Below are 26,277 nucleotides of genomic sequence, written 5' to 3'. Positions count from 1 at the left end.
AGCAATTGCTCTGTTTTCCGAAGAAAATCATTTAAAAAAGCCAGTTTCAAGAAAAAAGAAAGCCAAATGACTGTAGATCCAAAAACCAGAAGGAAAATAAAAAAGATAAAGAATAAAAAATCCCCGAAAAGTAAAATTACCAGAAAGGACAGAATAAATGGAATTTTAATGCTTATAGGCTTATTTGTATTAGCATTTTTATTTTTTTGGTTTGTTTTGAAAGACTTACAAGGCTAATTTTTCTTGGAATTTGTTTTTAAGGTTTGGAAGAAGAGAAATAAAAAAGGTTCTAACAGAAGTTTAGGAGAAAGTTCCTTTATCTTTTTTTAAACTGGGATAATTCTCTATTCGGTTTTAATTAAGGCTAAGATAAGTCTGAGAAACTATTTCGCAAGAAAGGATGTTCATCAGCTAGAAAAACGAAATTTATTTTGAGAACTTAAAAAAATCTTTAAAAGCAGATATGAGTACATGGATCTGGGCATTGGTTTTGCTTGCTGCCGTATGGCTGGCAAATTGGGGCGCAGAACATTTAGCAACACCTTTAAAAAAACTAAGGAAGCAATGGGGCTTTTCTGTGGCTGCCGGAGGAGCCCTCGTAGGGATAGCTTCGGCAAGCCCTGAAATAGGAGTTAACATTGCCAGCGCTGTTAGAGGTGTAGGCGATATAGGTTTAGGGACAATGCTGGGCTCCAATGTTATTGCCATTCCTCTAATGGTCATCACGGCTTATATAGCTACAAGGAATCTGAAGAAAAAGAAGGCTGAAAAAAACCATGGACAACATATCAAAGAGCAGCTGCTAAAAGTAGACCCAACCGCTGTCACCGTACAGGCTATCCCTTATTTGGTAATTGTGGCGGTAGTGGCGATACTCACCGTTCCTAAGCAGTGGCGGGGTTTACAGCCTGTGGATGGTTGGATCATGCTGGGTTTGTATGTAATTTTTCTTACCCAGGCCCTTTTAAGGGGAAGAAAAGAAAAGGAAAAAATAGAATGGAAAAAAAAAGAAATCTGGCTGGCAGTGGCAGGTGTAGCTGCTCTGGGGCTGGGGGCCTTTTTTACTGTTCGAGCTACGGAGAATTTAGTTGCCGCCTTTGGTATTTCTAAAGTGGTAGGTGGTTTATTTATAACAGCGCCTATGGCTGCGCTTCCTGAAATCTTTGCCACCTGGAGTGTAGCCAAAAGCGGGCAGATAACCTCTGCCGTCACTAGTGTAATAGGCGATCATGCGGCTACTTTAGCAGTAGCATTTTTGCCCCTTGCCCTGGTAACGGTACCGGTTGAAAATTTCCCTTTGTTCATTACCGTCCTAAGTTTTGTGGGCCTTGTAGCTATACTTTATGCTGCTTTTATTCACTGGGGAAGTAGTGAAGGAGAGCATGGCTTTAAACGCTGGCAGGTTTATACCTTGGGTGCTGTTTTATTTGTTTACGTGGCGGTTGTTCTCTTTTGGGTGCTGAACTATTTTTAGCAGTGGGCAAAGTAGTATTTAAGCCTATAGACCATTCTATTAACCGTTTGTTTTTTCAGAGATATGCTAAAGATTACAAGTTACCCACAAAAGAACTTAATCGAAACAGTTGCCATAGCAAAGTTGACTGAAGCCGATTGGGTACGGGTAAAAAAAGGGAAAGGATCACCCTGTAAAGAGTAAGTATCTTATCTTTAGTACGTAAAATCCCAAATCTTACAATTTTGATACATATACTTACCACAGGAGGCACCATCGAAGGCCTGGATTATAATCAAAAACAAAGCGCCAGAAAAATTTCATTAAGTAATTTTCTGGAATCAGCAAATGTTTCATTTCCTTTTACCTTGGAGGAAGTCTTCAAAAAAGACAGTCGTTTCATAACTCAGGAAGACCGGGAATTTTTAGCAGAGAGAATTAAAGCAACCGGTTCTTCTAAAATATTGATCACCCACGGCACTTTCACTATGGAAGATACTGCGGCGCATATAGGAAAACTTAACCTTGATAAAACAATTGTTCTCGTAGGTTCATTTATCTTAGGTTCATCAAAGAACACGGATGCACCTTTTAATTTAGGTTATGCGATATGCTCCTTGCAATTTTTAAAACCTGATGTATATGTTGCTATGAACGGCAGGATTTTTCATTGGAGCAATGTGACTAAAAATTTAAAGACAAATAAATTCGAGCCTAAAGATGAAAAACAATGATGTTTGGCACTTCAATCCATTGGACGACCTTTTTCTATCTTTTGATTGACACCATTATTGTACTTATTGCTGTCATTCAAAATGCAAAGCTAAAACGCCTGAGCCTAAGAAGGTATATAATTCTAGGGTTGCTGTATATTGCTTACAACTTAACCGGGGGATTCCTCCCAACAGAAAGTTTTCCTGATCCAATAATTGTTCAATACATCATTACTTATGGCGTAGCAATAGCACTATGTGTATACATAATTTATTATTTGTATAAGGACTATGATATTGAATTTTTAAAATTCGGTTCCACTATTCCCAATATTGCTATACTGGTAGGTTGTAGTTTTATTCTGTTATTCTTAATTCCCTACTTCCTTACAAATTCTTTAGATTCAGCAAGGCTTCTTTTCACGATCCCGGTTTCAATTATAGCATTTATTTTTCTCGGCTTATTTTACAGAAGGATTTCAAACATCGACAATCCAAATTCATTTGTTTCTAAAAAAAACAGATTAGCCATCATAAGTATCTCTTGCATAGCCCTTTTGCCCATACTAACAGTTATAGGTGATTATCAATGGTTAACATTCACTGTAATGAACCTGGCTTTCTATGCAATAACAGTTATTGAAGTAAATAGATACCTTCGTTTTCTGAAGAATAAGCCTGAAGCCTTCGAAGTCTTTGCTTTTCAAAAAGTAGAAGGAAATGAAGCCCTGAAAAACAAAATAATTTATGGAGATCTGACAAGAAGGGAAGTTGAAATTGCATTATCCATTTTACGAGGATTATCCTATAAAGAAATTGCCAAAGATTTTTTCATAGCAGAAAGCACTGTTTCTAAACATGCCTCAAATATTTTTAAAAAAACTGCGGTCAAGAATAGAGGTCAATTCATATCCCGCTTCAAGCCAAAGAATGAATAGCTTCAATACTATTTTGGGTTTCTAGCTCGTATTCCGTAGGAAAATACGGGCTTTTCCGTAATAAAATACGGCATCAATTACTGACAGTAAAGGTATTTGTGATTATCTTCAAGGAGGTTCTTTAGCTGTAAGGAAAGTACCTCCCAATTTCCTTTTTGATCATTCGTAGTCGATAGACTCGAATGGACTATCTAACCATTTATATAAAAAAGTGTATGATGCTTTACAGTAAAATTGTTACAGATGGATACAGAATTGCTCTCATACAAGCTATTGGAAGATCTGAAGGAAATCAAACTTCACAGTAAGAATATCCTTAAACAATCCTATCGCTCTATTGAAGTCTGTCGTAACCTACTCATTACACTCAAAAGAGAAGTCATAGCTAAAGGCTTTGACTCAATTGAAGCCGAAATTGAATTCTTTAAAACTATAAAACAGGCTCCCCTAGTTCAACTCATTTATTTCTCAGAAATCCATTCCTTTGAAATCCAGTTTCCAAAAGCGGATAAAAACTCCCAGCTTAAATTCATAAAAAAGAAAATTGGTAAGCTAAATCGTTTCTTTCTGTACAATATGGATTTCGGGCAGTATGTCAATTCCGGGGCCACCCATTTCGACAAAGAATATTACACCCGGGATTACCTGGATAGCTTTCATATAACCACTTCAAAATTCTATTTTCAGGACCCTGATTTTTGCACGCCCAGGGACATGCTCCTAGGTAAATTCAAAGCCTACAATACATTGGTTATTTATCTGGATGAACGAATGTCCAATGTTGAAAATAATCTTAATGGAAAAGAGGTAAAGCTCCATGCCACCGAAAAAATACATTGGCCATTTACGAATTCGGATTGGGTGGAATTGGTTTATGCCCTATGGTATAATGGACTTCGAAACCAAAATGGCCTTAGCATTATGAAGGTTTCACAAAAGCTTCAGGAAATCTTTGATTATACACCAAGGGACATCTACAAAACCAATCAGGACATCAAGGGCAGAAAAAATAGCAGGACGTTATTTCTTGACCAATTAGCGACCTCACTACTTTCCGAAATGGATAAGAGTGAAGACTAAAATTTTTGGATTTTTTGATCTTCCAGAATTGATAAAAAAAGACCGTACTACGGTTGACCTACCGAAATCGATATTTTTTTCAAACCTCCATTTAATTTAATGTTATTTGAAGATTTAAGTTTAAAATTTATAGGATAAAAACAGCCAAAGTTCATCAAATTTCAAAATGTTAAACTTTGACCGTACTACGGTCGTACTGGGGAATAAAATCCAGTAATCCCTCCCAATTTTGTAGAACGAAAGTCAAATTCAGTCAGGGGCTATCAATTTAAAAAGTTTAACCCTTTGGTAGTCCCTTTCTTCTAAAAAATTCTATTATGCCAACAAGTATAATTACCACAGACGATCTTCGGGAATTCAAAATGGAATTGCTCGATGAGATTAAAGACCTTCTTGCCAAACAAACTTCAGGAAGAATTAAAAAATACCTTAAATCTTCCGAAGTGATGGACCTGCTCCAGGTAAGTCCGGGAACCCTTCAAAATTTACGAATAAATGGTACGCTCCCATACACAAAAGTGGGCGGAATCATATATTACGATGCAGAGGAAATCCAGAACGTGATGGATACCAATCGTGTGCAGCATGGTTTAAATTCCTAAGCGATGAATTATATAAAGCTTCTTAATGCGGCTTTTGAAAAATTTTTTTTTGATGACCGCCTAAATCCAACGCACATCAGCCTGTATATGGCTTTGTTTCAGGAATGGAACAGTAGCCGGTTTGCCGATGAATTTTTCGTTAACCGCAGAGAGTTGATGCGTGTAGCCAAAATCGGCTCCAAATCCACATACCATAGGTGTGTCACGGATCTTGATACCTGGAGATACCTCTGCTATTTTCCGTCGAATAACCCTTACAAAGGCAGTAAGATCAAGATGTCCATTATCGGGACAAGTGATGAATCGGAGACGGGACAGTACAATCCCAGATTAGAACATCTTGCGGAACGCTACCATCCCAAAAATGAACCAGTGGTGTACCAGCACCGTCCCACCAATGGACAAGCTGTGGACTCGCACCGTCCCGTGAGTGGACAAGCATTGGTATCTTATATAAACAATACTAAACAAGTAAACATTAATAAACAGCCAAAGGACAGGCAGGCTGTTTTATTTTTTTTTGAGGAAAAAGATTTTTCTGCTGATGAAGGAAAAAAATTCTATGAACATTATCAGGCAGATGATTGGAAAACCAGTGACGGAAAAGCGATAAGGGATTGGCGTGCCCTGGCCAAAAACTGGATGGACCGAATAGAATTATTCGGAGAGGAAAACAAACAAAACAAAAAGCGAGCGTCCCAAAATCAGGACAACCTCAGAACCACTAAAGCAAAAGATTATGGACAACCCCTCTAAAATTATCGAAGGTGGTATGGAATATTCCCTGGGAAAGTTTGATGGGAAAACCGTTGTTTACGATTTTCCAAAAATGCTCATCTACCTAAATGCCAAAGGAAAACTTCTATTCGGACAAAAATTCCGGATCTATGAGGACGACCGTGATATTTTACTGAAGCTGTGCTCTTATTTTATAAAGGAAAAAGATAACTGCCAGAAATTTGGGATAGATCTTGAAAAAGGTATTTTGCTGTCCGGCCCGGTCGGATGCGGCAAAACAAGTTTGATGAAGTTATTACACCATCTGGTTCCTTTGCAGCGGCCTTACGAAATGATTCCCTGCCGGAATGTGACCTTCAGCTTCAACCATTTGGGCTATAAAACGATTGAAGAATACGGGAACACCAAATTCTTTTGTTTTGATGATCTGGGTGTTGAACCACCCGGTCGCTATTACGGCAAAGACTGTAACGTAATGGGCGAAGTCCTTTTATCGCGATATGAATTTTTTCTACAGACAAAGCAACACATAAAAACCCACGCAACGACCAACCTTAACGCTGAGGAGCTGGAAGAACGTTACGGAAACAGAGTCCGAAGCCGTATGCGGGAATTATTCAATCTTGTTGCTTTTGATGAAACCGTGGGGGATAAGCGGAAATAGAAATGGGCATCTATGATATAAATTTGAAGAGATAATAACAACTTATCATCAAGCCATGGTTCATTTTTTTAAGTCCGAAAGTTGCTTTAAAGTTTCTGAAACGAAAGCTTTTACAACATCCCCAATACTTTTAATAATTTCTAAAAATGCTTCTTTCATTATTTCGATTTTAAATGATTATTTATTCCTGATAAAATAGCCAATGCTATTGCTGTAATACCTGATGGTCTGGAAAAATACACTGCCTCAACCGGATTATTCAAAAAGCCTACTTCAATTAGAATAGCAGGACAAAACTTAATCATTTCCCTGAGTACTTGAAAATTGGCAAATTTCATCCCCCTGTTTTCAATGTTTAAATTAAGAGTAGACTCTTTTAGAATTTCATTTCCAAGAGCGATTGAAGTCCTGGTGTTATAGTCATTTTTTATGGATTCAGAATTAAATGTAAAAATTTCCATTCCCTTGGCATCGCTATAAAATGAATTGCAATGCAAGGAAATACATATATCTCCCCTTAATGATTTTGCTAAGTTGATCCTTTCTGAAAGGGTGAAAAAACTATCATCATATCTTGTAAGATAAATGTCGTACACATCTCCAAATATTGTTTTATTGAGCCTGATCATTTCTTTTGCTATGGCCAGGACAACATCTTTTTCCTGGATTCCGTTTATTCCGATCGCACCAGGGTCTTTTCCTCCATGACCAACATCGACAATAATTCTTTTTCGATGTTCTTTTCCCTGCCCAAAAATGAAACACATTTTCAGGAGCAAAACCAGAAAAATGACGTTTTTCAGCTTCATGAGCATTTAAAATTTTCAGGTTGTTACCAGTTCTCCTGGTGATTTCAATTCAGTTTGACATCATTTAATATCAAACTAAACTATTAAAAATCAAATATTATTTTTTATTTATTATGCTGATTTTCAACGTATTATATTGAAATATATGTATTTTTTCCATAACAAAAACAACACAAAATTTTAAACTGTGCTTTATGAAAAAACCAATCTATCCCACGCTCTTTTTGTCCCTGGTTTCTTTACCGCTTTTTGCACAAATCGGGGGAATTGAAAATTCGGTTAATGATATTGCCGATACGATCCGGACCATCTTCCCAATCCTCCTTGGAGTGATCTTTCTTGTCGGCTTCCTGTTTAACGCAGGCCACTTCTTTGGGGAAAATGCAGACCTTAAAAAGGGGATTACCCGGGTGCTCGTCTTTGTCCTTATTGCAGGAGCAGTAGTGGGCATCTTCACCTATTTGATTTCAATCGTGGTCTAATGAAACAGTTTGAAGTCTATAGAAACATTAGGAAAGGGGCTGTCATTTTTGGGCTGCCCATCTCCTCCTTTGCTTTAATGATGATTTGCGTAGTAGCTTCATTACTGGTCATCATTTTCTCTTTCAGCTTCTGGATCATCATTAGTGCTTTGATCCTCAATTGTATCCTTTATTTAGTACTAATCAGAATAACCAGAACATCACAGCTCTTTCAGGTTTCGGTAAAATTTCCAGAAATCATCAGCAACAGAAGAAATTCAAATTTTAATTATGAACAAGATTAATCTTTCGGACTTTACGCCCATAATCGATATTCAGGACAATATCATTTTTGCCAATAATGGTAACGTAGTTCTTTGCTATGAGGGGATGTTACCTGAAATCTACTCTTTATCTGAAAAGGACTTTAAAGATATTCATGGGGTTTGGTTCCAGGCCCTAAAATCTTTGCCCAATGGAAGTGTTGTACACAAACAGGACATTTATTTAAAAAAATCTTATTCTGCGGAGTTATTGCCAAATACTACCTTTTTAGAAAAGGCAACACACGAACATTTCAAAGGCAGGGAATATATGGAACATCGCTGCTATCTGTTTTTTATCCTCACCAAAAACAAAGCATTAAATAACCCGAAGTATGTCAATCCATTTCGAAAGGTCTCTAAAGGGATGTGCCAGGAACTGGATGATAATCTCAAAAGTTTTATCAGCTCTGTGAGCGATTCCGTTTCCTTTATCAATAATAGCCGTAGGATGTCTTTTCTACCTCTGGGCGCCGTGGAAATTCAGGCTTTAACCAATAGCTTTTTTAATGGTTTTTCTGAAGGTTTTGATACAGATATGCTGCTAAATAAATCCAATATTCAGGTTGGCGACAATTATTTTGATGCCCTGGCTATCAACAGCGAACGCTGTTTTGGAGAAACTGTTCAGAGCAGTAAGGTCAATGAAAGGTTTACTTCCGATGAGTTTATATTCCACCAGGGCTTTATTGACGGCCTCGGCTTGACCCTTAATGAAAATCATATGGTAAACCAGATTCTCTACCTGGATGACAAACAAAAATGGCGGAAGCTCCTTGATAACAAAATCGAAGAACTTCATAAAAGTTCAAATTTCGGATCTCAGAATAAGGTTGTGCTGGGTAAAATTCAGCATATCCTTGATCAGATAAATGCGGATGATACGTCCAGAATTATCCGTGGCCATTTCAATGTCATCTATTGGGCTAAGGAAGCCGGAGAGCTGGCCCAGATAGCTTCGAAGGTAAAGACTGAATTTAAGGAACTTGATATTACGCCGTACTACCCGCGGGGGGAAGAACGTAAAAATTATGTAGTGAATAGCTACTGTTGTTTCTCTTCCAATTTTTCCAATTCAGATCTATATGTGACCGATTTAAAACATGCGCTGTGCCTGCTGATTAATAATACCAATTATAAATCTGATCCCACAGGAATCATCTTCAATGACCGGGAACACAACATCCCGGTGCTAAAGGATGTATGGGACGAGGGAAAGAAGCGGATTAAAGCCCGGAACTTTGCCATTTTTGCCCCTACAGGGGAAGGAAAATCTTTTCTGGCCAATAATATTTTGCGCCAGTACTTTGAGAGCGGAGTGCGCCTGGTGATCATTGATCTTGGTGGCTCCTATACAAAATTCGCAAAATTATATCCTGAAAAGTATACTGTTCTGAGATATGAAAGCGGGAAAAATTTGGGTATTAATCCGTTTTACATCAGTAATTCAGAAGATGTCACGCCAGAACGGCTGGAGGATTTGTCAATGTTCCTGTTTGAACTCTTCGGCTCAGATTTAAAAGTCACCAAAGCACAATCAGTTTCGATCAGAAAAATATTGCTCCACTACTATTCGAATGTTCCTGAAAAGCATTCCCTGGATAATTTTTATCGGTTTGTAGAAACCAATCAGAAGGATCTCCTGCAAAAACTGAAGATCCATGCGGATTACTTCAACATAGTGAACTTCCTGCACGTGATGTCAGAATATGTTGGAGATGGCCTGTACAGTTTCCTTTTTGAGATTAGCGAGGACCAGACCTATAAAATTGAAGATAAAAGATTGATTGTTTTTGAGCTTGATGAAGTAAAGGATAACAAGGAAGTTCTTTCAGTAATGCTTAAGCTGATTAAATCCGCTATCCAACGAACCATTTGGAAAAATCGTGCCGAGAAAGGAATTATCCTTTTTGATGAATTTGCGAAGCAGTTGAAATTTGAGAACGTACTGGAAAGCGTGGAATTCTACTATCAGGCAATTCGGAAACAGAACGGGGCAATCGGTATCATCTTACAATCTATTAACCAGCTGCCGAACAATTCCATCTCGGCAAGTATCCTGGAGAACACTCAGGTCATTTACAGCCTGCATAATGAAAAGGGGTATAACGAGCTGGCCAAGCGGTTAAACCTTTCCAGCCACGATCTTAACCAGCTAAAATCCATCAGGAACAATCTTTCCGGGGAACGGAAGTACACTGAAATGTTTATCAAGATTGGAAAGGAAAGCAATGTCTTCCGTCTGGAAGTGCCAAGGGAAGTTTATGCAGCATATTTAACCGATGGATACGAGAATGAAGAAATAATGAAGCTTTATGAAAAGCATCAGGATATGGAGAAAGCAATTACAGAGTATTCATCCAAAAAAATAAAAATATGAGAACAAAAATTTTAATTCTTGGAATGGCTATCTTTTTTAGTCTAAACACCCGGGCCCAGGGAATGCCGGTTTACGATAATACGAACTTTATCAGCCTGGTGAAGTCGCTGGTGGAATCTGCAAAGCAGACTTCCCAACTTTTAAAAACTGCTGAATTCCTGAAACAGCAGAAAGAAAATCTTGAAAAAGTAAACAATGTAGTTAAGCAGTTAAAAGCCGTACAGGAAATAGGCCGGAACAATCAACGTCTTATCAACGTAATGCAGAATGACTTACAGGACATTCTTAACTCACCCTATATCAAACCAGAGGAAATCCAACGGGTGACTGAATCTTTTAGCTCCATTGTAGAAAACTCATTAGAAACAATGGACTTTATTGATGAAATCCTGTCCAGCGATTACCTCAAAATGAGCGATGCCGACCGTGCGTATATCCTAAAAGAAAAGGAAGAAGAATCCAAAATTATGGTTTCAGAAATTACATTGAAAACGAAGCGATACCGTGATATTATTTCTTTCCGAAAGATGCAGGATAAAATCAATAATCGTGAAACAGAATATTAATTATGGCTGCTAATATCATCTTAGGAATAGGTCTGGAATATGTTGATACCATTTTCCAGACCATACAAAATAGTAGTTTCTCGCAATATACCATTGCTGGAATGAAAACGCTTGCCGTCCTTTTCTTTTTAGTCAATATCCTCAAAAAATACAGTGAGGGCGTTGCGGATAAGGATGGCTATACCTGGGGGTTAAGCCCTGGAGAACTGGCCAAAAACTTTGCTGTCGTGCTACTGGTAATTTTCTCGACACAAATTCTCGGCTTTTTTGATGGTATTTTAGTGGCCATTGAAGGCCAATATCGCGGCACGGCCCCAGCTTTACTTCCTTTACAGATGCAGGATATTCCTATTGAAGATGAAGTAAACATTATAAAAGCAGCTCAGGCTGCAATGGCATTGCTCTATGAAGCTTTGGTAACACCCCTTTTTGGTTTCAAAATATTCGCTTTTATAGGAAGTACTATCCTATGGATTCTAGATCTGTTCATTTATCCCTTATTTTTGGCAGAACGCTTTTTCCTACTGGGGATTATGCAAGCGTTTTTCCCATTGGTCATCAGTCTGGCCGTTTTTGAAAAATTCCGTTCCCTGGCTTATAATTTTTTCAAATTGTATACAGCGGTCTATATGCTGGTACCGGCCTTCTTCTTGGTCAATGTCTTTGTCAATGCCATTTATACTGAGATAAACACCAACTTTTGGACGAACTTGTTCGGGACGGATGTAGGCAGCGGCTTTTTTGCCCCAGTTGTACAGCTTGGTTCGGTAGGGTTTATCGTTTTCCTAAAGTTCAAATTGTATCGCCGCGCTACTTCATTTACCCTGAAATTATTTACTGCCTAAAACTAATACAATGAAAACACCTTATAAAAATATTTACGCCGTCCTTAGAATAAATAGGTTTATCGTCTTGGCCGTCATCATCTGTTCCTCATTATCCAGCTTCTTTGCCGTTTGGATGGCATATAACATTAATAAAAAGGCCTTGAACAATGCTTTTGCCATCAATACCGATGGAAGTATCATTCCATTAAAACTTGTTACTCAAAAGGAAAACTATAAAGTTGAAGCCTTGGCTCATTTACAGCTTTTTCACAATTATTTCTACAACATCGATGCAAGCAATTATGAAAAGAACTTGGAAAAGGCACTATGGCTCGGCAATAGCTCTGTGGACAACCTCTATCGACAAAAAAAGGCGGATGGTGTTTATAATCGCTTGTTGCAATATTCACTAGTTCAAAAGGTGCTTAGCATCGATTCCCAAATCGAAGAAAAACACGGGGCTTACAGTTTTAGAACGGTTGCTGTTTTTGAAATCAACCGTGGGTCAATTGTCGACACCTATGAAATGGTATCTACTGGAAACCTAATTTCGGTTGACCGCAACTTTCCTAACAATCCACACGGGTTATTGATTACGAATTATTTTGAAAATACCTTAAAGAAAATATCCCATGAAAATTGAAAAGAATAAAATAGTCTTTGCGGCAGTTTTGGCCGTGATATTCCTATTTCTTATTTCCTATTCCGTGATGGTAATGGGTGATGACGAAAGCGAAAACGAGAACCTTAAAGAGACATCTGTTCCCGCACTGGAAGAAAGTCAAAAAGAATACAATTCCAAACTGGATGCAATCAACGATTTGAAGGAAGTGAAGGAAACCAACGCACCAAGCATCTACAATGAAAAGCTGATTGATTCCTTGGGTTTTTATGATGTGGATTTACCTGAAAAAGAAAAGGAGCGCATTGTAGATAGTATTTACTCCGCAGGGAAAATTAAGTATTCCGAAAAAAATTATCAGAATATTGGCGTTAAGAAAACTGTTGCCAAAGTCGCAAACCTAGTTGACTCCGCAGAAATAAAAGCTGAACAAAAAATTGCTGCTAAGGAATTGGGACTGGAACATCAGTTGTTCTTTGCCTCTGATCCAAAGGAAAGTGATATTTCCATTTCCGGAACAACGGATGCCGTCATCTATGCGGCCGTGGATGGTGATCAAGTGGTGAAGGTCAATTCTCGTTTGCGAATGCGCTTGACCAAAGCCGCAACCATTAATAACAAAAGCATTCCAAAGAACACGTACGTTTTTGGCTTTATCAGTTTTCAACCCCATCGGGTATTAATTGAAATCGAAAATATCCATCACCATCCCACAAAACTTAAAGCCTTCGATCTTCAGGATGGAAGTGAGGGAATATACGTGGAAAATAGTTTTCGCGCAGAGGCCACTAATGAAGTCTTAGATGATATTTTAGGGGATATCAACATCCCTAGCGTACCGCAAGTGAGTGGTATAACCAAATTACTCAAGCGCAACAACCGGAACTTAAAGGTTACCGTGCTCAACAATTATAGACTAATTTTAAAACCTAAATTATGAAAGCTTATATCTTAATTATAGCCTTTGTTTTGGCTTTTAGCAAAGCTTCTGCGCAACAACCTATTACTCTTGATACCATTTATGCTAATGACCAAAAGAATGTAGCATTGTTTTTTCCAGAACCCATCCGTCAAGGAATTACGGGATCAGAAAATTTTGTATTTACTTATAATCGGGAGAAAGAACAATACTTTGGACTGCTTCAGGCAAAGCCGGGAAAAGAAAGTAATCTTCTGGTGGTCAATAAAAATGGTGCAGTTTTTTCGTATATTGTTAAGTATAAAAAACAGCTTTCCACGCTGAATTATTTCATCCCAAAATCCAGTAGCATCGGCAACGAAAAGCCTATTGCTCCTGATTCAGCTAAAAGTGATGAGTCCAAGATAGAGTTAGGAAACAAGATCTATTATTACAAAAAATTCTGTTCCTATCTACTTGATCGAAAGCAACGGATTAACCGGATAAAAAAGCGTAATGAGGGCATCGTTTTAAGTATTGAGAACATTGTTTTCGATAAAGAAGAACTTTACTTCGTGATCCAGATTGAAAATAAATCTACTTTGGATTACGATCTAAATTTTTTGAAACTTGCGGTTGAAACGAAACAAAAAGGAAAAAAGAAATCATTGCAACGTCTTTATCAAGAGCCGATTTTCAAATATAAGTTGCCTTCCACAGTAGCCGAAAACGAAACCGTAAGATTGATTTACGTTCTACCAAAGTTTTCAATAAGCAATGACCGCAGAGCGGTTTTAGAGCTAAATGAAAAGAACGGGGAAAGAGGCTTAAAATTAAAAGTATCGCATAGATTTATCAACAACCCTAATTAGCAATGCAATGAAAAACGTCGTCATATACTCAATAGCCTTCTTATTCCTTGCCTGTACCGGAAAACAAGACCTTTCACCAAGCGAAACTTCAAAAATTGTAGTTGAAAGTTTCTACAATAAGGATAATGAGACCTTGAAAAAATATACTACCCCAGAAGGCTACGAAGGTCTTAAATCGGTACAAGATTTGATGGCGGCAGGCAAATCGGGGAATTCCAATTTTGAAGTGCTGGAAGAAACCACCGATAATGAAATAGCTTGGGTTAGATTCACCACATCTTATGAAGAAAACCCTGAGCTATTTAAGCTTTTAAAAATTGATGGAAACTGGAAGGTTACGCAGCAAGGAGCGAGGGAGAAAGGACCTTTTTGAAAAATAATTTTTGAATTTATAGAGTAGGCCTAATTCGTGTTTGAACTCGTTGCCTAATTTCTTCATAAATTTTTATGTCATTATTTTCCTTGACTTCTAAAGTAACAGACAATCCATATTTAATTGACAGTTTTCCAAGCTCAGATGCGTCTTCTCTGCAATTCACTTTTATTTCTAAAAAATCTCCATCAACAAAGACGTCAGCCTTGTCCCCAATAAGAATATCGTGTTGCACAGTTCCTAATTGTGTGGTTCGGAAATCATAATATGATCTATCTAATTCGAGATGATTATTATGTTTAAGATTATCAAAAAATAATTGTGCTTTACGATATTGTCTTGTTTTAAAATTTAGAGGACTATTGTAGGCTAAAGTTATTGTCAGTTTTTTATCAATCCTCCCCTTAGTAAGTGATGGCGGCAATGGAAATCTATATAAATGGGCTTGACCATCGTAAAGCTTTCCGAATCCGATAATGGTTACTCGTTTCTCAGTGCAATATAAAATGCGTTCTGGATCTATACCCCCATACCCTAGATAAGGCAATACGTTTTTTTTTGAAGTATTTGCAGCTGAGCCTGGTAAATCCTTAATTAGTTGCAATAAAAAATCTGAACTTTTACTCCAACTAGCACTATGTACCAATAAACTTTTAATAATTACAGTAAGAAAATCTGATGGTATAGATTTATCTCCAGAATTATTTATAGAAATTAAAACATCATAAAGTTGGGCAGCAAGACGAGATGTCAAAGCTGCTGCATTTGAAGTACCACATAAATACCCAGACTTATTTATTTGTCCTGGACTACCTGGAAATGCAGATCTGTTTCCGGGAGGATTTACATTAAATGGGATAGATTCTAATTTAAGAACCGTTTTCCCTGGTAAATTTTGAATTGGAGATTTCCGAAATAACTTCCGCCCACCTGACGTTATAATCTCTGGCTTTATGCTCCTTCGGAAACCAAAACCAATCCGGCTTATTGGAGATAATAAGGAGGATGACTTAATCAGATTTTTCCTTTGGTATAAATTATTAGGCTTTGAGAAATCAAAATGTGCCGCACCAACTGTAATAGAATTTATTGATTCAGCTGGTGCCAAAATCTTTCTATTAAAATTTGTCCTAACTATTTCCTCTAAAGCTAATTTTTGTACTTCATCATCAGAGAGATTATCAAATTCATCATCTGGGATTTCCAAAGCGATATCGTCACTAAAATTTCCTGCACTAATTACAAATAAGATATCGTATTGATAAGAAAGCCAATCCAGTAATTTTGCCCAAGAGCTCATATTGTTTAAGAAAGGTCTAAAAGCGTCTCCAATAGAAAAATTAATGATCTTTACCTCAGGGGCTACTGGAGGATTGTCCGCATCTCCCACTTTCATTCTTAGAACAGCCCTATGCACTAAATCTATTGGTAAAACGTCATCTGGAAGACATTCTCCTTGATAAAGTTGTGTGTCCAATTTCATTATAGGGCGGACATATAAGGGTCTTTTTAATATCGATTTTTTCTCATTATCTAAATCACCGTGAATAATAAGAGAAGCCATTGCGGTACCGTGAAATCTTTGATTACCCGTATAATTACTGGAGAAACCATCAGGATCATCAATTTGTAATCTATTTTCTAATAGAGAATGATTTGCTAAGGGAAGACCATCAAAAAGTGCAATGACTGGATGGCCATCTGTGGGTAGTTCATCATTTTCTTCAACATTGGGCAACTTTTTTAATTGCTCAATATCTTCAGGAGTTTCAAAAACCATCTGTCCTACAGGACGAAAAAACAAAATTTGTTGCGATTTTAAAAAGGAAATATTCGTATTCTCCGTAAGATCATCAAATACTTGAATCGGAGCTCTTGCAATAAAAGCGTGATATGATATCTCGGAGATTATAGTCCTTGAACCTTTCACTTCTTCTCCGTTATGTAAATTCAGTAAACGGGTTACTTCTTCATAGGCTTTTCGATTGGCTTGGTCACTACCTTTAAAGGCCAATTCTATTTCAAATCTTACGAAATCAAAATCGTATAATTTTCTTTCCTGAATATATTTTTCAATACCTGTATCACGTACCCTATCACTAACATTATAGGGCCTAATATCCTTTAATTGTTCAAAAAGCGATCTGAATTTTGCAGTCCCTCGCTTAAAATTTTGTTTTTCTTTATCTTTCTTATATTCTCGCCAATATTTCTGAAGTTCTTTAAGTGCCCTTTGGTTGGTCATAGTGAGGTAAAATCTGGCATCCACATTTTCTTCAGATCTATTACCGTTTTTATCTATGTTATAGAAATCATCTTCTGCCTCGAACTCAGTCTCATATTCAGCTAAAAACTCCATTCCTGGAGTCTTTTTCACAGCTTTAAAAAAATCTTTTATTTCTCCGGCAGTTTCTAACACCAAGATCATTTCAGGGATAATATTCCCTGCTTCCTTTTGTAGTGAAGCTGACCTATTAGAAAGTACACGATCTAATTCCGTTATCTTTAATTCATTTCTCTGAATTTGTTGAGTTTTGGTTGGGATAAACATTTTACCCGGAAAACCTTGTTTTTTAGATTTTTCCGCACTTATAGGGAATGGGAACAAAAGAAGTGGTTTTTTAACCATTCCCTAAGGAATATTTATGCTCCATTTGAACAAGGCATTCATCCACTAACCTTTTTACGTTTACGTCAGGGAGCGACAATATATATTTACGTTCAACATCGAGGATGAATTCTTCAATCTCCGCAAAATTAAGACCTTCAAGCTTATTTGCTATTTTATCAATAGGATATTGCAAATCGTATTTAACTCGCTGTTCAAAGTTTTTGAGCCAAATCTTTATCATTGACTTATCCGGAGCTTTTAATTCCAATCTTACTTGAAATCTTCTCCATACAGCCCTATCTAGAAGTTCGGCGTGATTAGTTGCTGCGACAACTACTACATAACTCGGCAAACGATCAATCTGAAGAAGTAAAGAACTTACAACTCTTTTAATCTCACCCGTTTCGTGAATGTCTCCGCGTTCTTTTCCTATAGTGTCAAATTCATCAAAAAATAAAACACATTCTTGGGTTCTAATAAAATCAAAAGTTGTTTTAAGCCGAGTAGCGGTTTCTCCTAGATAACTACCAATTATTCCATCATACCTTACAACGTAATATGGAATCATTAAAGATTGAGCTATGACTTCTGCGAGAGAAGTTTTTCCATTTCCAGGAGGACCTGCCAATAGAATACGATTTCTAGGTTCTAAATTATAGGATCTCAATAAGTCACTACGATGATGTTCCTGGATAAGGTCTTGAATGACGGCTTGATTTTCATAATTTAAAATCACATCATCCAAAGTCTTTTGAGGGTAAATGCGATATAAAAAACTGTCTAATCCATCTTCCAGTAAACGATTATGTATAGGTTGGTTGGATTGAGGCTTAGAGGCTTTGGAAAGTGCATCTAATAATTGTTGAGCTACAATATGATGTTGTTTACTCTTTTCTTCGGCAATTATAGATTCAACAACCTTTCTAAAAAGGGTATTGTCTCCGTTAGTTCCGGCCTTAACTAATTTTAATAATAAATCTGCTCTTGCCATTTGTACAAATATAATATTCTGATTTGTTAAACTATAATTTAATTAAAAATTGATCTCACTTCCTGATAAACTCTTTCAAAATTAGCTGCTAAATCAGCCTTGGAAAACTGCCTTAATTCATCCGGAAGCTGCCTCTGAATTCTCTGCAATTTAAACTGCACTTTTTTATCTTCCCCATCCGCATAGGTAATAAACTCCCCCTGCTTTAAACGGAAAAAAGCATCAGCCCGTATTTTAGGAATTTCCCGTTCCCCGGTAGTAATGCGTGTATCAAAGTCAAGACTGTAACCTCGGTTGATGCTGGTTGTTTCTTTTTTTATGATTTCAAAGAAGCGTTCATAGTATTTTGCAGTATCAGGATCATTGACCTTTCCGAAGAATTGATAGGAAAGGTTGCTTAAAATAGCTTTACTCGCTTTATCTCCATACATCATATCGTTCTGGATCTTGTCCTGCATTACATAAACAGTTGCTATATCATAACTTCTTAAGGTAGCCGGAATGCGGTGCATATTCAATAACCGAATGGTTGGTGCTTCTTCCATTAAAAGAAAGGAAGAATTTGAATTGCGTACACTCATTTGCTTTGTAATCGTGTGGATTATGGTGGCAATTACAGGGGAATAGGAGGTTTCAAATTTAGGATTGTTCACTACTGAAATCACAGCAGGATTTTCCGGGTTATTAATATTTAATGGCACTTCATCTGCGGAAAGGGCCATAAATATGTTTTGTGTACTGATACGTTTCAGAGCATTGGCCAGGGTACTCTTTACCCCTGCTGTCTGCCTTTCGGAATCTTTGCCGCTAATAAACGCATCTGCCATCGCTCTGGAGGTGGTATTGGTCTCTAAAAACTTTATGAGACTATCGGTATCCAGAAACTGATAAATGGCTATTAGATGTGGTAAGGTACAGAAATGCGGATAAGATGTTTTCAGTTTCCAGATCAATCCACCAATCAATCCTTCCGCAGCATCGTTAAAAAATTTAGAGGATCCTGTAATTCCCGATTCCCGCTGTTCCAGAAGATTTTCAATAAGTACCCTCGAAATCTCATTCACACTTTCTTCGTTTTCGAGATATCTGGGTGCTATAGGGTTTACCCTATGGATAATTTTGTCAAAAGAGATAATACGAAAAGGAATATCTGGATTTTTAAAAAGTGGGTACGCCATTTCGGTTAGCTCAAAATCCTTATAGTCGTGAATAACCCCACAGAAATCATGTTTCTGGAAATGTTTTAAAAATCCGTAAACCACGCTTTCGGTTTTTCCACTTCCGGCAGATCCAATAATCGAAGCTCCACGTTTGATGTTTTCAATTTTAAAATTTTTCCTGTCCGTTTTAAAAGTTACCCGATATTTGTCAGAGGTATTTTGCTTTAAATCCGGTTTATGCAGAAAAACGTAAAATACCGTATTGACCAACAATAAAGGACAACCTAAATAAAGTAGTGCTTTTATCGTATTATGCGGATAATACAAATAGGCTATCAGTCCCAAAAGCAGCACAGTATTTATGAAAAAGGCATATTTGGAAATCCGATACAGTCCATAAAATACTGAAGCTGTCAAAACGATAATTAAGAGTATATGTAGTGGATTGGCTAGTTGCATTATTGTTTTTCCTTTAGATACCTATTGAACTTGATTTAATAGCCACTTCCACACCACGGCGCAGGCGGTTGAATATTTTCATTGCCAGTTGTGCCTGGGTAACCGGAATACTTGGTAGCATTGGAACACCACTTTCCTTCATAATTTTAAAAGCAATCGCCCTTTCATTGGTGGGCAATTTCATCAGTGATGCAAAATATATTTGAGGGTTTTTGATAAAATCCTTTCGAGCCTTGTAGGTCTCGGCAAAGTTTCTTTGATAGACAAAAGTCCTGTCAAAGGTCTTTTCTGCCCGGTCAAAAAATTGATCACGGTCAAAGCCCCGTTTTACATTCTTACCATGCATCTGGACTTCCGAGGCCTTATGCTTGCTCCCAGGAGAAAGACTGAAAGTATTGGATGCATCCTTTCTGCTTACGATGATATGGATATGGCTTTGATTTCCTGCCTTTGGCATCCCCTGGACAATTCGCTTCCCGTCCTGTTGGTGCGGAGCCTCCTTTTCCAATCGGTCAATTTTATTCTGCAATAGTTTGATATTGCCTTCAGCTCGCCCCTCTTTAATGTTTCTGATTTCAGTTTTGAGCTGCAATATTTTGGTAGCAAAGGGTTGGTTTTCCCTAATCTGCCAATCCGTTCCCTTAAATGTTCGTTGATGTTCTATTTTCGCATAATATTTTATATCATCGATGCTAATCGGTCTTCCGTTGATTTCACGATTGAAGGATGCCACATAGTCCTTCATCAGTTCACGGGTGTACCTTTTTAGATCCTCACTGTTGTTCTGTAACCGGTTCAATTCATATTTAGAAGGGCTCACCGTGATCGAATAGAATTTCGGTTCGGTCTTTTTGAGTTTGGCACCATTCCCATCAATTTCCTTTACAACTTCATCCGCTGATATTTCCTCATCATATTGATTGAAAAAATGTTCCATAGCTCCCTGTTCCAAACCCTGGTTTTCTTTCTCCAGATAGCCCACAAAATCCGCTGAACTTTGCGAGTAATTATTCCCTGATTTTTGAGGTGTGATGGTAATGTACATAGCTCAAAAATTAGAGTTCATTGCTCCCATTTAGCTTTTCTCGAAAGCTTACTTCATTCTTTTCTTCAATGATTTTCTTTTCTAAAATCAAAGGCTTCTTTTTAGGTTCTTCAGTTTGAAATAGAGATTCCAACATTGCTACGGTGGGTTTGGTCTGGCTCTTTTCCATATCCCTCATAATGGCAATCACCGCATTGATTCGCTTCTTGATTGAAGCTTCGATTGTCCTTCCCGTAGGTCCTAGTTTTTCCTTTGGGGAAATCTCGTTGTAGAAGAAAAAATCGAGCATTGTTGCCATTGCTTCGGTGTGCGATTTGAAGTGTGTCCTTGAAAATTCCTGAAAACGTTTTGCCGTTTCCTTTTTGAACCTGATGCCGATAAATGAGTCCATAATTCGCCGATTTGTCGCAAATCCTTCCCTAAAAATGGGCGTTCACAGGACATTTGTCGCAAATTGTAGAAGGTCGGGAATTTTATATTTTTTCAAGTTGCTGATTACCAGTTATTTGAAAACAAAAAGGAGTACTAAACATCGCATCGCGTGTTACCCTCTTGCTACTCCTTTTCGTCCCGCCCAGCGGGACAAAAATTCCGTACAATTTGGTCAAAAGCCAATTGCTAGTTCCAGGGAAATAATTTCCTGTTATGTATTTTTTTGATGGGTACGGTTATCGGCGAAAGTCAAAAAATGGATAACCCTACGTAAAATTAAATGCTGAATTTCAGCGAAATAAAGATAATGATTTTTATTGAATTGAAAATAATTGAAAAGAAAAACACCTCCAAAAATTTAGAGGTGCTTGACTATAAAGTTTAGGAATTAAATGTTGAATATGAAAGTATAGGAATATAAATTTCGCAATGCTTCTTCCTCTACCATCGTCTTAAAGCAGGTATAATTTTCTCTTACGTACTTGCGGATATCATTCCCAAATTTTCGTTCCACATCCTTTTTGGAATTCTCCAAAAGTCGGTTTTGGGCTTCTTCGGTCAGGTCTGAAAAATTAAGATAAATCATAAGCTTTCCATTTAAAGGATTCCTTCATCTGCAAAACTGAAATAATTTCCATCAGGTATCAGGATCAAATGGTCCAATACCTTAATATCAAATAATTCCCCTGCCTTTTTAATTTTTTGGGTCAGGCGTTTATCGGGTTCACTCGGTGTCAAGGTTCCGCTCGGGTGATTGTGGACCAAAATGACTGCCGTTGTCAAGCTCTTTAACAGTACGGCAAATAAGATGCGGACATCCACTAAAGTTCCTGTTATTCCTCCGTTAGAGGTTTCATATATTCCTTTTACCTTATTGGCATTGTTGAGCAGCATTATTTTAAAAGTCTCGTGCAGTTCAATAGTATCTTTGTTCCATTGGCTGTAGGCTAAATCTGCAGCACTCTGGGAACAGGTTATCTTGGGAAGCAAATTTGCTTTTAAACTTCCACTATAACTTATCGCGATTTCATTAACTTTGGTTTCCATTATGATCTGATTTAAAAGGTGAATAATGAAAGAGGGCGCAACTTTCGAGAGGAACGCCCTCTTTGTTTTAAATTTACCCGGCTGAATTATTGCCGTTCTTTACGCCCAACAAAAGGATTTCGTTGGCTTCAACTTCGGTAACATAGCGTTTTACGCCCTCGTTGTCCTCATAGCTTCGGGACTTTAATTTTCCCGTTACACCGATTTCCTTGCCTTTTCCGGCATACTTCTCGATGATTTCAGCGGTCTTGCCCCAGGCTACTATAGTATGCCATTCGGTGTTTTGCACTTTCTCGCCCTTGTCGTTTTTGTAATACTCATTGGTGGCAAGTGAAAAACGGGCTACTTTTTTACCGTTTTCAAGGTTGGTAATGGTTGGTTCCTGACCAACGTTCCCAATTAGCTGTACGTGATTTTTAATAGTACTCATAATAAAAGAATTAAAGATTAATTAATAGACTACCTGAACCTTTCAGGCAGTTTTCATTTATATTTTTTTGAAGCGATTTACTTATTGTATCCTGAGCGTTTTCCTTTTTTTGTTTTTTTGGCCCCGCTTCCTTTCTGATGTTTTTGTACGATTTCACAATGTTCATTTTAGATTTACTTCCCGTAGTGCCGTCGCAGTACCTTTTTTTGTTGCTTATACATTTTCAATATTTGGAATTGATAAAGACTTATAAAAGGGAGGCACGACCGGTTATGCAGTCTGTTCAACTTCAAAATGTTGGTATTTTGCTTACAAAAAAAGGGAAGGGACAGTGACGGCGCGGAAGTGGGTCTAAAGGCTTTATGTGAAGTACTAAAACATAGGGAACGGGGCCAAAAGCAAGGATGGAATCCGATGAAGCGGACTCCATTCCCGATTTCGAATTGGAATGAAGTGCACTTCCTAGCATAGCGGGAAGGGCTAACGAAATGGAAAGGAGAAATTGGGGATGGTGTCCAAGACTTTTATAGTGAAGCTCTTTCCCCGCAATGGAGCTTTTTCTGCGGAATGGAGGGGAATGTGCTGACCGGGTTATGAAAATGGATTATCCTCTTGAAGTAGGATTTAAAGCGGACTTAATTTTAAAGATGGAGATTGGGAATGTAGCGTTCCTGCCTTTTTTGGCAGGGGTAGCGAAATGGAAATCGGAAGCTTTGAAGTTGTGTCCAAGATTTTTTGAATGAAGCGTATTTCCCGTAATGAAGCTTTTTCTGCGGAATGGAGGGGAATGGGCTGAATAACGTGAAAAACATAGCATTCATTCCAACTCATTAACTAATTGAAGATTGGTGTGTCTATCAGTCAATAGATTTTTAAGATATTTGTTAATCAAAACATAATAAAAAATAAAACTATAGATGAATATATTTAAGAAAAAACTAGAAGATACATCTCCAAAGCAATTAAATTTTGAACCCATAGAATTATTTCAAAATTTGTTCCATAAGGAGGGATACGCGTATTTAAGAGGCATACAAGAAGAAGTGTTAAGTTCTTGGCATAGCATAAGGGATCAACGAGATGTTTTGTGCAAAATGAATACAGGTTCAGGAAAAACTCTTGTAAGCCTATTGATGTTATACTCAAAAATGATTGAAGGAGTCGGTCCCAGTTTGTATCTATGTCCAGACAAACAACTATTAGAACAGGCAAAGTTGCAAGCGGATTTATATGGAATACCTGTTTGTGAAATTGAATATCACGGGCAAAGAAGTGTTTTCCCTGATGACTTTTCAAATTCAAAAGCCATCCTATTATGCACGTTCCAAAAATTGTTCAATTCCCGTTCTATTTTTGAAAGAGATAATATTGATGTTGGTTCAATCGTCCTTGATGATGCCCACGTCTGTCTTGACAAAGCTAGAGAAGCAACTACATTAAATATACCCTTCAATCACGACTTGGCAGATAGGTTACTGAAGTTATTCCAAGAAGAGCTGAAATACCAAGCCCCAGGAACTTATCACAGACTTATTCAGGGTGATCCATATGCCAAGATACTTAAAGTCCCTTATTGGGCTTGGCTAACGCGTATTGATGAGTTAATAAAACTCATAGGCAGTTTTAGTGAAGATAGAGAGCTTATGTTCAAATGGGGTTTAATAGCTGACGACTTGAAATCTTACGATTGTTATGTCGGACCCAGAGGAATTGAGATAGCACCATCCTATGTGCCATTTCATAATGTCAGAGCTTTTAATGAAGCCAAACATAGATATATTTTATCTGCTACATTTGAAGATCAAATTGATTTAATTAAAGATTTAGGTATTAACATAAACAGTATTAAGAACGCCTTGATTCCTAAAGATCGTAAGGACGTTGGGCAAAGATTGATCCTTGCTCCTCAAAGATTTGATTCAAGAATAACAGATGAGCAGATTATGTCGTTGGCCAAGGAATATTCCGAATCTGGAATAAATGTAATGGTATTGACACCATCTTCAAATAGGGCGGCCAAATGGGAAGATTTTGGAGCGGAAATAATCGAAAATGATAACATAAATGAAGAAATCGCTAAATTAAGAACTGAGAAAGGGCAGTTCTATGTTTTAGTTAATCGTTATGATGGTGTTGACCTGAATGGTGATATGTGCCGAGTTTTAATATTAGACGGCTACCCCTCATTCAGCTCTTATGAACAACTTTATGCCGAATTGCGCTTAGAATCCGTTAAGGCTTCTTTGAAAGCACAGATAATAGAACAAGGACTTGGTCGAGCTGTAAGATCTGGTAGTGATTACTGTGCAGTTTATTTAATGGGTAAAGACTTGCTCCAATTTGTAGGCAACAAATCCAACTTACAATATTTCACACCAGTTACACGCAAGCAATTGAAACTTGGTTTATCGCTTCTTGATGACGAATCTACTGATAAATCTTTGAATACGATTAAGGATACTGCCAACCTATGTCTCGTTCAAGATATGAGCTGGAGGGAATATCATTCAGAAATATTGTCGAAAATTGACGCTGACAAAACTGACGATCGAATCATTAAGAATTTAGAAATTGCAGATTTGGAATCACAAGCAATCGAAAATTACAGAAGAAGAGATTATGAAAGTGCATCAAAGGTAATTCTAGATAAAATAGTAGATACGGTCGCGTTAACTGACAAGCAGAAAGGCTGGTATTTTGAAAAAGCTGCTAATTATCTATATTTAGATAATGCACCAAAATCAAATGACCTTCAAATTAAAGCAGCACAAACAACTTCCCATATGCTGCAATCAAAAAATGGACATAGTTATACGAAAATTATGGCTAGTGAAGAGCAGGCATTTCAAGTTTTAAATTTTATCAAGCAATTTGAGACTTCCCAAGACTTTAAAATGTACTTTGAAACCTTATTGGAAAATCTTCAATTCAGTCAAGATATTCCTCATACTAAATTTGAGAATGCCTTTGCTGAAATTGGCAGGCTTATAGGTTTTTACACTCAGGAACCTGAAGCGGAATTTGGAAACGGCCCTGATGTACTATGGGTGATGACTGGAAATCATTATCTAGTTTTAGAAGCCAAGTCTAGAGCCATACACGGTGAAATCACTAGAGATAATATCAATCAATTATTAGGATCAGGTGAATGGTTCAAAAAACTCTATGGTTCTGCTGCAAATTTTAATTTGGTTACCATTCAACCTCCAAATATAAAAGGGTGGAATGTAAATACTAGTGAAAATACACGAGTGATTGATGAAGAATCATTAAATTTATTAAAAGATAATCTTAGAAGATTTGTTGACGGAATCAATAATTCAGGTTTCACGGCATCTAGTAATAAAGAAATAGCTAACTTATTGGGCATACACAATTTAACAACAAACGGTTTTTTGAAAAGTTTCTTAAAACCTGTAATTTCTAAAAAGGGATAATCTTTTTAAAATATAGATGGTCGAGAGGTCTAAGGCACCTGATTGAAGATCAGGGGTACGGGGAACTGTACCGGGAGTTCGAATCTCCCTCTATCCGCAAAAATACGAAAGTATTATAGCCCGCAACTTCTAGTTGCGGGCTTGTTGGTTAAATCAAGACCATAAAATATTGGAAAAAACAGTGTATTAATTGAATTCTTTTGAATAGGTATGACCCACATTTTGGTTTTTAATACATTTTTGGAAAAGGAATGTTTCAGTTGAGCTATTTGGCTATTTCGGTTCGAATTGTGCCAGTGGTTTCGGTCGGTTAGTGCCAGGCATTTCGGTTTAATTTGTGCCACTT

General features: G+C 37.4%; 27 protein-coding genes and 1 tRNA gene. 19 read left to right on the top strand and 9 right to left on the bottom strand.

Annotated elements, in window-relative coordinates:
* Nucleotides 1-66: 66 nt before the first annotated feature.
* From OQ279_RS09710 to OQ279_RS09675, 8 genes are all read left to right on the top strand, one after another.
* The gene (locus tag OQ279_RS09710; protein WP_266069671.1) at nucleotides 67-237 is read left to right on the top strand and encodes a hypothetical protein; all 171 of its coding nucleotides are present in this window, start codon (nucleotides 67-69) and stop codon (nucleotides 235-237) included.
* Between the two features lie 226 nt (nucleotides 238-463).
* Nucleotides 464-1,474, top strand: a complete 1,011-nt coding sequence (locus OQ279_RS09705; protein ID WP_266069669.1) for a sodium:calcium antiporter — start codon at nucleotides 464-466, stop codon at nucleotides 1,472-1,474.
* A 224-nt stretch (nucleotides 1,475-1,698) separates the two neighbouring features.
* The gene (locus tag OQ279_RS09700; RefSeq protein WP_168025975.1) at nucleotides 1,699-2,187 is read left to right on the top strand and encodes an asparaginase domain-containing protein; all 489 of its coding nucleotides are present in this window, start codon (nucleotides 1,699-1,701) and stop codon (nucleotides 2,185-2,187) included.
* A gap of 41 nt (nucleotides 2,188-2,228) precedes the next feature.
* Nucleotides 2,229-3,104: a helix-turn-helix domain-containing protein gene (locus OQ279_RS09695; protein WP_235942521.1), complete on the top strand. Its 876-nt coding sequence runs from the start codon at nucleotides 2,229-2,231 to the stop codon at nucleotides 3,102-3,104.
* A gap of 243 nt (nucleotides 3,105-3,347) precedes the next feature.
* A complete protein-coding gene (locus OQ279_RS09690) occupies nucleotides 3,348-4,184 on the top strand; it encodes an RteC domain-containing protein (protein WP_168025974.1) in 837 nt (278 codons plus the stop codon).
* Nucleotides 4,185-4,501: 317 nt separating this feature from the next.
* Nucleotides 4,502-4,786 carry a helix-turn-helix domain-containing protein gene (locus OQ279_RS09685; RefSeq protein ID WP_168025973.1) on the top strand — a complete coding sequence of 95 codons (285 nt, stop codon included), beginning with the start codon at nucleotides 4,502-4,504 and terminating at the stop codon, nucleotides 4,784-4,786.
* Nucleotides 4,787-4,789: 3 nt separating this feature from the next.
* Nucleotides 4,790-5,542 carry a hypothetical protein gene (locus tag OQ279_RS09680; RefSeq protein WP_168137305.1) on the top strand — a complete coding sequence of 251 codons (753 nt, stop codon included), beginning with the start codon at nucleotides 4,790-4,792 and terminating at the stop codon, nucleotides 5,540-5,542.
* Complete coding sequence (locus OQ279_RS09675) at nucleotides 5,526-6,188, top strand: ATPase (protein ID WP_168025971.1); 663 nt, start codon at nucleotides 5,526-5,528, stop codon at nucleotides 6,186-6,188. The genes OQ279_RS09680 and OQ279_RS09675 overlap by 17 nt, the downstream gene beginning before the upstream one ends.
* Before the next feature lie 158 nt (nucleotides 6,189-6,346).
* On the opposite strand, the gene OQ279_RS09670 is transcribed toward OQ279_RS09675, so the two are convergent.
* Nucleotides 6,347-6,997 carry an N-acetylmuramoyl-L-alanine amidase family protein gene (locus tag OQ279_RS09670; protein WP_235942522.1) on the bottom strand — a complete coding sequence of 217 codons (651 nt, stop codon included), beginning with the start codon at nucleotides 6,995-6,997 and terminating at the stop codon, nucleotides 6,347-6,349.
* Between the two features lie 194 nt (nucleotides 6,998-7,191).
* Here OQ279_RS09670 and OQ279_RS09665 point away from each other — a divergent pair, with 194 nt between their 5' ends.
* From OQ279_RS09665 to OQ279_RS09625, 9 genes are read left to right on the top strand one after another with little or no spacing between them, the layout of a single operon-like run.
* Entirely contained in the window at nucleotides 7,192-7,479 is a 288-nt protein-coding gene (locus OQ279_RS09665) for a hypothetical protein (RefSeq protein WP_168025969.1), read from the top strand.
* A complete protein-coding gene (locus tag OQ279_RS09660; RefSeq protein ID WP_168137306.1) occupies nucleotides 7,479-7,763 on the top strand; it encodes a hypothetical protein in 285 nt (94 codons plus the stop codon). Before OQ279_RS09665 ends, OQ279_RS09660 begins: the two co-directional genes overlap by 1 nt.
* Complete coding sequence (locus tag OQ279_RS09655; RefSeq protein ID WP_168025967.1) at nucleotides 7,750-10,161, top strand: TraG family conjugative transposon ATPase; 2,412 nt, start codon at nucleotides 7,750-7,752, stop codon at nucleotides 10,159-10,161. Before OQ279_RS09660 ends, OQ279_RS09655 begins: the two co-directional genes overlap by 14 nt.
* A complete protein-coding gene (locus OQ279_RS09650; RefSeq protein WP_146831850.1) occupies nucleotides 10,158-10,727 on the top strand; it encodes a TrbJ/VirB5 family protein in 570 nt (189 codons plus the stop codon). Before OQ279_RS09655 ends, OQ279_RS09650 begins: the two co-directional genes overlap by 4 nt.
* A gap of 2 nt (nucleotides 10,728-10,729) precedes the next feature.
* Nucleotides 10,730-11,572: a hypothetical protein gene (locus OQ279_RS09645; RefSeq protein WP_168025966.1), complete on the top strand. Its 843-nt coding sequence runs from the start codon at nucleotides 10,730-10,732 to the stop codon at nucleotides 11,570-11,572.
* Between the two features lie 10 nt (nucleotides 11,573-11,582).
* A complete protein-coding gene (locus OQ279_RS09640) occupies nucleotides 11,583-12,197 on the top strand; it encodes a conjugal transfer protein TraK (RefSeq protein ID WP_168025965.1) in 615 nt (204 codons plus the stop codon).
* Nucleotides 12,187-13,116 carry a conjugative transposon protein TraM gene (traM, locus tag OQ279_RS09635; protein ID WP_168025964.1) on the top strand — a complete coding sequence of 310 codons (930 nt, stop codon included), beginning with the start codon at nucleotides 12,187-12,189 and terminating at the stop codon, nucleotides 13,114-13,116. Before OQ279_RS09640 ends, traM begins: the two co-directional genes overlap by 11 nt.
* Nucleotides 13,113-13,946, top strand: a complete 834-nt coding sequence (locus OQ279_RS09630; RefSeq protein ID WP_168025963.1) for a DUF4138 domain-containing protein — start codon at nucleotides 13,113-13,115, stop codon at nucleotides 13,944-13,946. Before traM ends, OQ279_RS09630 begins: the two co-directional genes overlap by 4 nt.
* Nucleotides 13,947-13,953: 7 nt before the next feature.
* Nucleotides 13,954-14,319 carry a Tim44 domain-containing protein gene (locus OQ279_RS09625; protein ID WP_168025962.1) on the top strand — a complete coding sequence of 122 codons (366 nt, stop codon included), beginning with the start codon at nucleotides 13,954-13,956 and terminating at the stop codon, nucleotides 14,317-14,319.
* A gap of 16 nt (nucleotides 14,320-14,335) precedes the next feature.
* Here the strand turns inward: OQ279_RS09625 and OQ279_RS09620 are convergent, their stop codons facing one another.
* From OQ279_RS09620 to OQ279_RS09585, 8 genes are all read right to left on the bottom strand, one after another.
* Nucleotides 14,336-16,948 (bottom strand): S8 family serine peptidase, encoded by a 2,613-nt coding sequence (locus OQ279_RS09620; protein ID WP_168025961.1) that lies wholly within the window; start codon nucleotides 16,946-16,948, stop codon nucleotides 14,336-14,338.
* Nucleotides 16,941-17,921, bottom strand: coding sequence for an AAA family ATPase (locus tag OQ279_RS09615; protein WP_168025960.1), 981 nt, complete (start codon nucleotides 17,919-17,921; stop codon nucleotides 16,941-16,943). Before OQ279_RS09615 ends, OQ279_RS09620 begins: the two co-directional genes overlap by 8 nt.
* A gap of 38 nt (nucleotides 17,922-17,959) precedes the next feature.
* Nucleotides 17,960-19,540: a type IV secretory system conjugative DNA transfer family protein gene (locus OQ279_RS09610; RefSeq protein ID WP_266069666.1), complete on the bottom strand. Its 1,581-nt coding sequence runs from the start codon at nucleotides 19,538-19,540 to the stop codon at nucleotides 17,960-17,962.
* 13 nt (nucleotides 19,541-19,553) lie between these two features.
* Nucleotides 19,554-20,585 carry a MobB family relaxase gene (gene mobB / locus OQ279_RS09605; protein ID WP_266069665.1) on the bottom strand — a complete coding sequence of 344 codons (1,032 nt, stop codon included), beginning with the start codon at nucleotides 20,583-20,585 and terminating at the stop codon, nucleotides 19,554-19,556.
* A 10-nt stretch (nucleotides 20,586-20,595) separates the two neighbouring features.
* The gene (locus OQ279_RS09600) at nucleotides 20,596-20,976 is read right to left on the bottom strand and encodes a BfmA/BtgA family mobilization protein (protein ID WP_266069664.1); all 381 of its coding nucleotides are present in this window, start codon (nucleotides 20,974-20,976) and stop codon (nucleotides 20,596-20,598) included.
* A gap of 429 nt (nucleotides 20,977-21,405) precedes the next feature.
* On the bottom strand, nucleotides 21,406-21,603 hold the full coding sequence (locus tag OQ279_RS09595) for a hypothetical protein (RefSeq protein ID WP_168025957.1): 198 nt from the start codon (nucleotides 21,601-21,603) through the stop codon (nucleotides 21,406-21,408).
* 11 nt (nucleotides 21,604-21,614) lie between these two features.
* Nucleotides 21,615-22,064, bottom strand: coding sequence for a JAB domain-containing protein (locus OQ279_RS09590; protein ID WP_168025956.1), 450 nt, complete (start codon nucleotides 22,062-22,064; stop codon nucleotides 21,615-21,617).
* A 73-nt stretch (nucleotides 22,065-22,137) separates the two neighbouring features.
* Nucleotides 22,138-22,494: a single-stranded DNA-binding protein gene (locus OQ279_RS09585; protein ID WP_168025955.1), complete on the bottom strand. Its 357-nt coding sequence runs from the start codon at nucleotides 22,492-22,494 to the stop codon at nucleotides 22,138-22,140.
* A gap of 917 nt (nucleotides 22,495-23,411) precedes the next feature.
* Here OQ279_RS09585 and OQ279_RS09580 point away from each other — a divergent pair.
* Together OQ279_RS09580 and OQ279_RS09575 are read left to right on the top strand one after the other, a co-directional pair.
* Nucleotides 23,412-25,931, top strand: coding sequence for a DEAD/DEAH box helicase (locus OQ279_RS09580; protein ID WP_168137311.1), 2,520 nt, complete (start codon nucleotides 23,412-23,414; stop codon nucleotides 25,929-25,931).
* 12 nt (nucleotides 25,932-25,943) lie between these two features.
* Nucleotides 25,944-26,028 (top strand) — tRNA-Phe (locus tag OQ279_RS09575).
* Nucleotides 26,029-26,277 lie beyond the last annotated feature (249 nt).

It is taken from the genome of Salinimicrobium profundisediminis (genome assembly GCF_026241755.1).
Taxonomy (GTDB): domain Bacteria; phylum Bacteroidota; class Bacteroidia; order Flavobacteriales; family Flavobacteriaceae; genus Salinimicrobium; species Salinimicrobium profundisediminis.
Note: the sequence above shows the minus strand (reverse complement) of the source record. Positions and strands in the feature narration are given on the sequence as shown.

Excerpts from the sequence above, each read along its gene's own strand:
- OQ279_RS09710 (WP_266069671.1), top strand. The coding sequence starts at position 67 with ATGACTGTAGATCCAAAAACCAGAAGGAAAATAAAAAAGATAAAGAAT.
- OQ279_RS09705 (WP_266069669.1), top strand. The coding sequence starts at position 464 with ATGAGTACATGGATCTGGGCATTGGTTTTGCTTGCTGCCGTATGGCTG.
- OQ279_RS09690 (WP_168025974.1), top strand. The coding sequence starts at position 3,348 with ATGGATACAGAATTGCTCTCATACAAGCTATTGGAAGATCTGAAGGAA.
- OQ279_RS09685 (WP_168025973.1), top strand. The coding sequence starts at position 4,502 with ATGCCAACAAGTATAATTACCACAGACGATCTTCGGGAATTCAAAATG.
- OQ279_RS09680 (WP_168137305.1), top strand. The coding sequence starts at position 4,790 with ATGAATTATATAAAGCTTCTTAATGCGGCTTTTGAAAAATTTTTTTTT.
- OQ279_RS09675 (WP_168025971.1), top strand. The coding sequence starts at position 5,526 with ATGGACAACCCCTCTAAAATTATCGAAGGTGGTATGGAATATTCCCTG.
- OQ279_RS09670 (WP_235942522.1), bottom strand. The coding sequence starts at position 6,997 with ATGAAGCTGAAAAACGTCATTTTTCTGGTTTTGCTCCTGAAAATGTGT.
- OQ279_RS09665 (WP_168025969.1), top strand. The coding sequence starts at position 7,192 with ATGAAAAAACCAATCTATCCCACGCTCTTTTTGTCCCTGGTTTCTTTA.
- OQ279_RS09660 (WP_168137306.1), top strand. The coding sequence starts at position 7,479 with ATGAAACAGTTTGAAGTCTATAGAAACATTAGGAAAGGGGCTGTCATT.
- OQ279_RS09655 (WP_168025967.1), top strand. The coding sequence starts at position 7,750 with ATGAACAAGATTAATCTTTCGGACTTTACGCCCATAATCGATATTCAG.
- OQ279_RS09650 (WP_146831850.1), top strand. The coding sequence starts at position 10,158 with ATGAGAACAAAAATTTTAATTCTTGGAATGGCTATCTTTTTTAGTCTA.
- OQ279_RS09645 (WP_168025966.1), top strand. The coding sequence starts at position 10,730 with ATGGCTGCTAATATCATCTTAGGAATAGGTCTGGAATATGTTGATACC.
- OQ279_RS09640 (WP_168025965.1), top strand. The coding sequence starts at position 11,583 with ATGAAAACACCTTATAAAAATATTTACGCCGTCCTTAGAATAAATAGG.
- traM (WP_168025964.1), top strand. The coding sequence starts at position 12,187 with ATGAAAATTGAAAAGAATAAAATAGTCTTTGCGGCAGTTTTGGCCGTG.
- OQ279_RS09630 (WP_168025963.1), top strand. The coding sequence starts at position 13,113 with ATGAAAGCTTATATCTTAATTATAGCCTTTGTTTTGGCTTTTAGCAAA.
- OQ279_RS09625 (WP_168025962.1), top strand. The coding sequence starts at position 13,954 with ATGAAAAACGTCGTCATATACTCAATAGCCTTCTTATTCCTTGCCTGT.
- OQ279_RS09620 (WP_168025961.1), bottom strand. The coding sequence starts at position 16,948 with ATGGTTAAAAAACCACTTCTTTTGTTCCCATTCCCTATAAGTGCGGAA.
- OQ279_RS09615 (WP_168025960.1), bottom strand. The coding sequence starts at position 17,921 with ATGGCAAGAGCAGATTTATTATTAAAATTAGTTAAGGCCGGAACTAAC.
- OQ279_RS09610 (WP_266069666.1), bottom strand. The coding sequence starts at position 19,540 with ATGCAACTAGCCAATCCACTACATATACTCTTAATTATCGTTTTGACA.
- mobB (WP_266069665.1), bottom strand. The coding sequence starts at position 20,585 with ATGTACATTACCATCACACCTCAAAAATCAGGGAATAATTACTCGCAA.
- OQ279_RS09600 (WP_266069664.1), bottom strand. The coding sequence starts at position 20,976 with ATGGACTCATTTATCGGCATCAGGTTCAAAAAGGAAACGGCAAAACGT.
- OQ279_RS09595 (WP_168025957.1), bottom strand. The coding sequence starts at position 21,603 with ATGATTTATCTTAATTTTTCAGACCTGACCGAAGAAGCCCAAAACCGA.
- OQ279_RS09590 (WP_168025956.1), bottom strand. The coding sequence starts at position 22,064 with ATGGAAACCAAAGTTAATGAAATCGCGATAAGTTATAGTGGAAGTTTA.
- OQ279_RS09585 (WP_168025955.1), bottom strand. The coding sequence starts at position 22,494 with ATGAGTACTATTAAAAATCACGTACAGCTAATTGGGAACGTTGGTCAG.
- OQ279_RS09580 (WP_168137311.1), top strand. The coding sequence starts at position 23,412 with ATGAATATATTTAAGAAAAAACTAGAAGATACATCTCCAAAGCAATTA.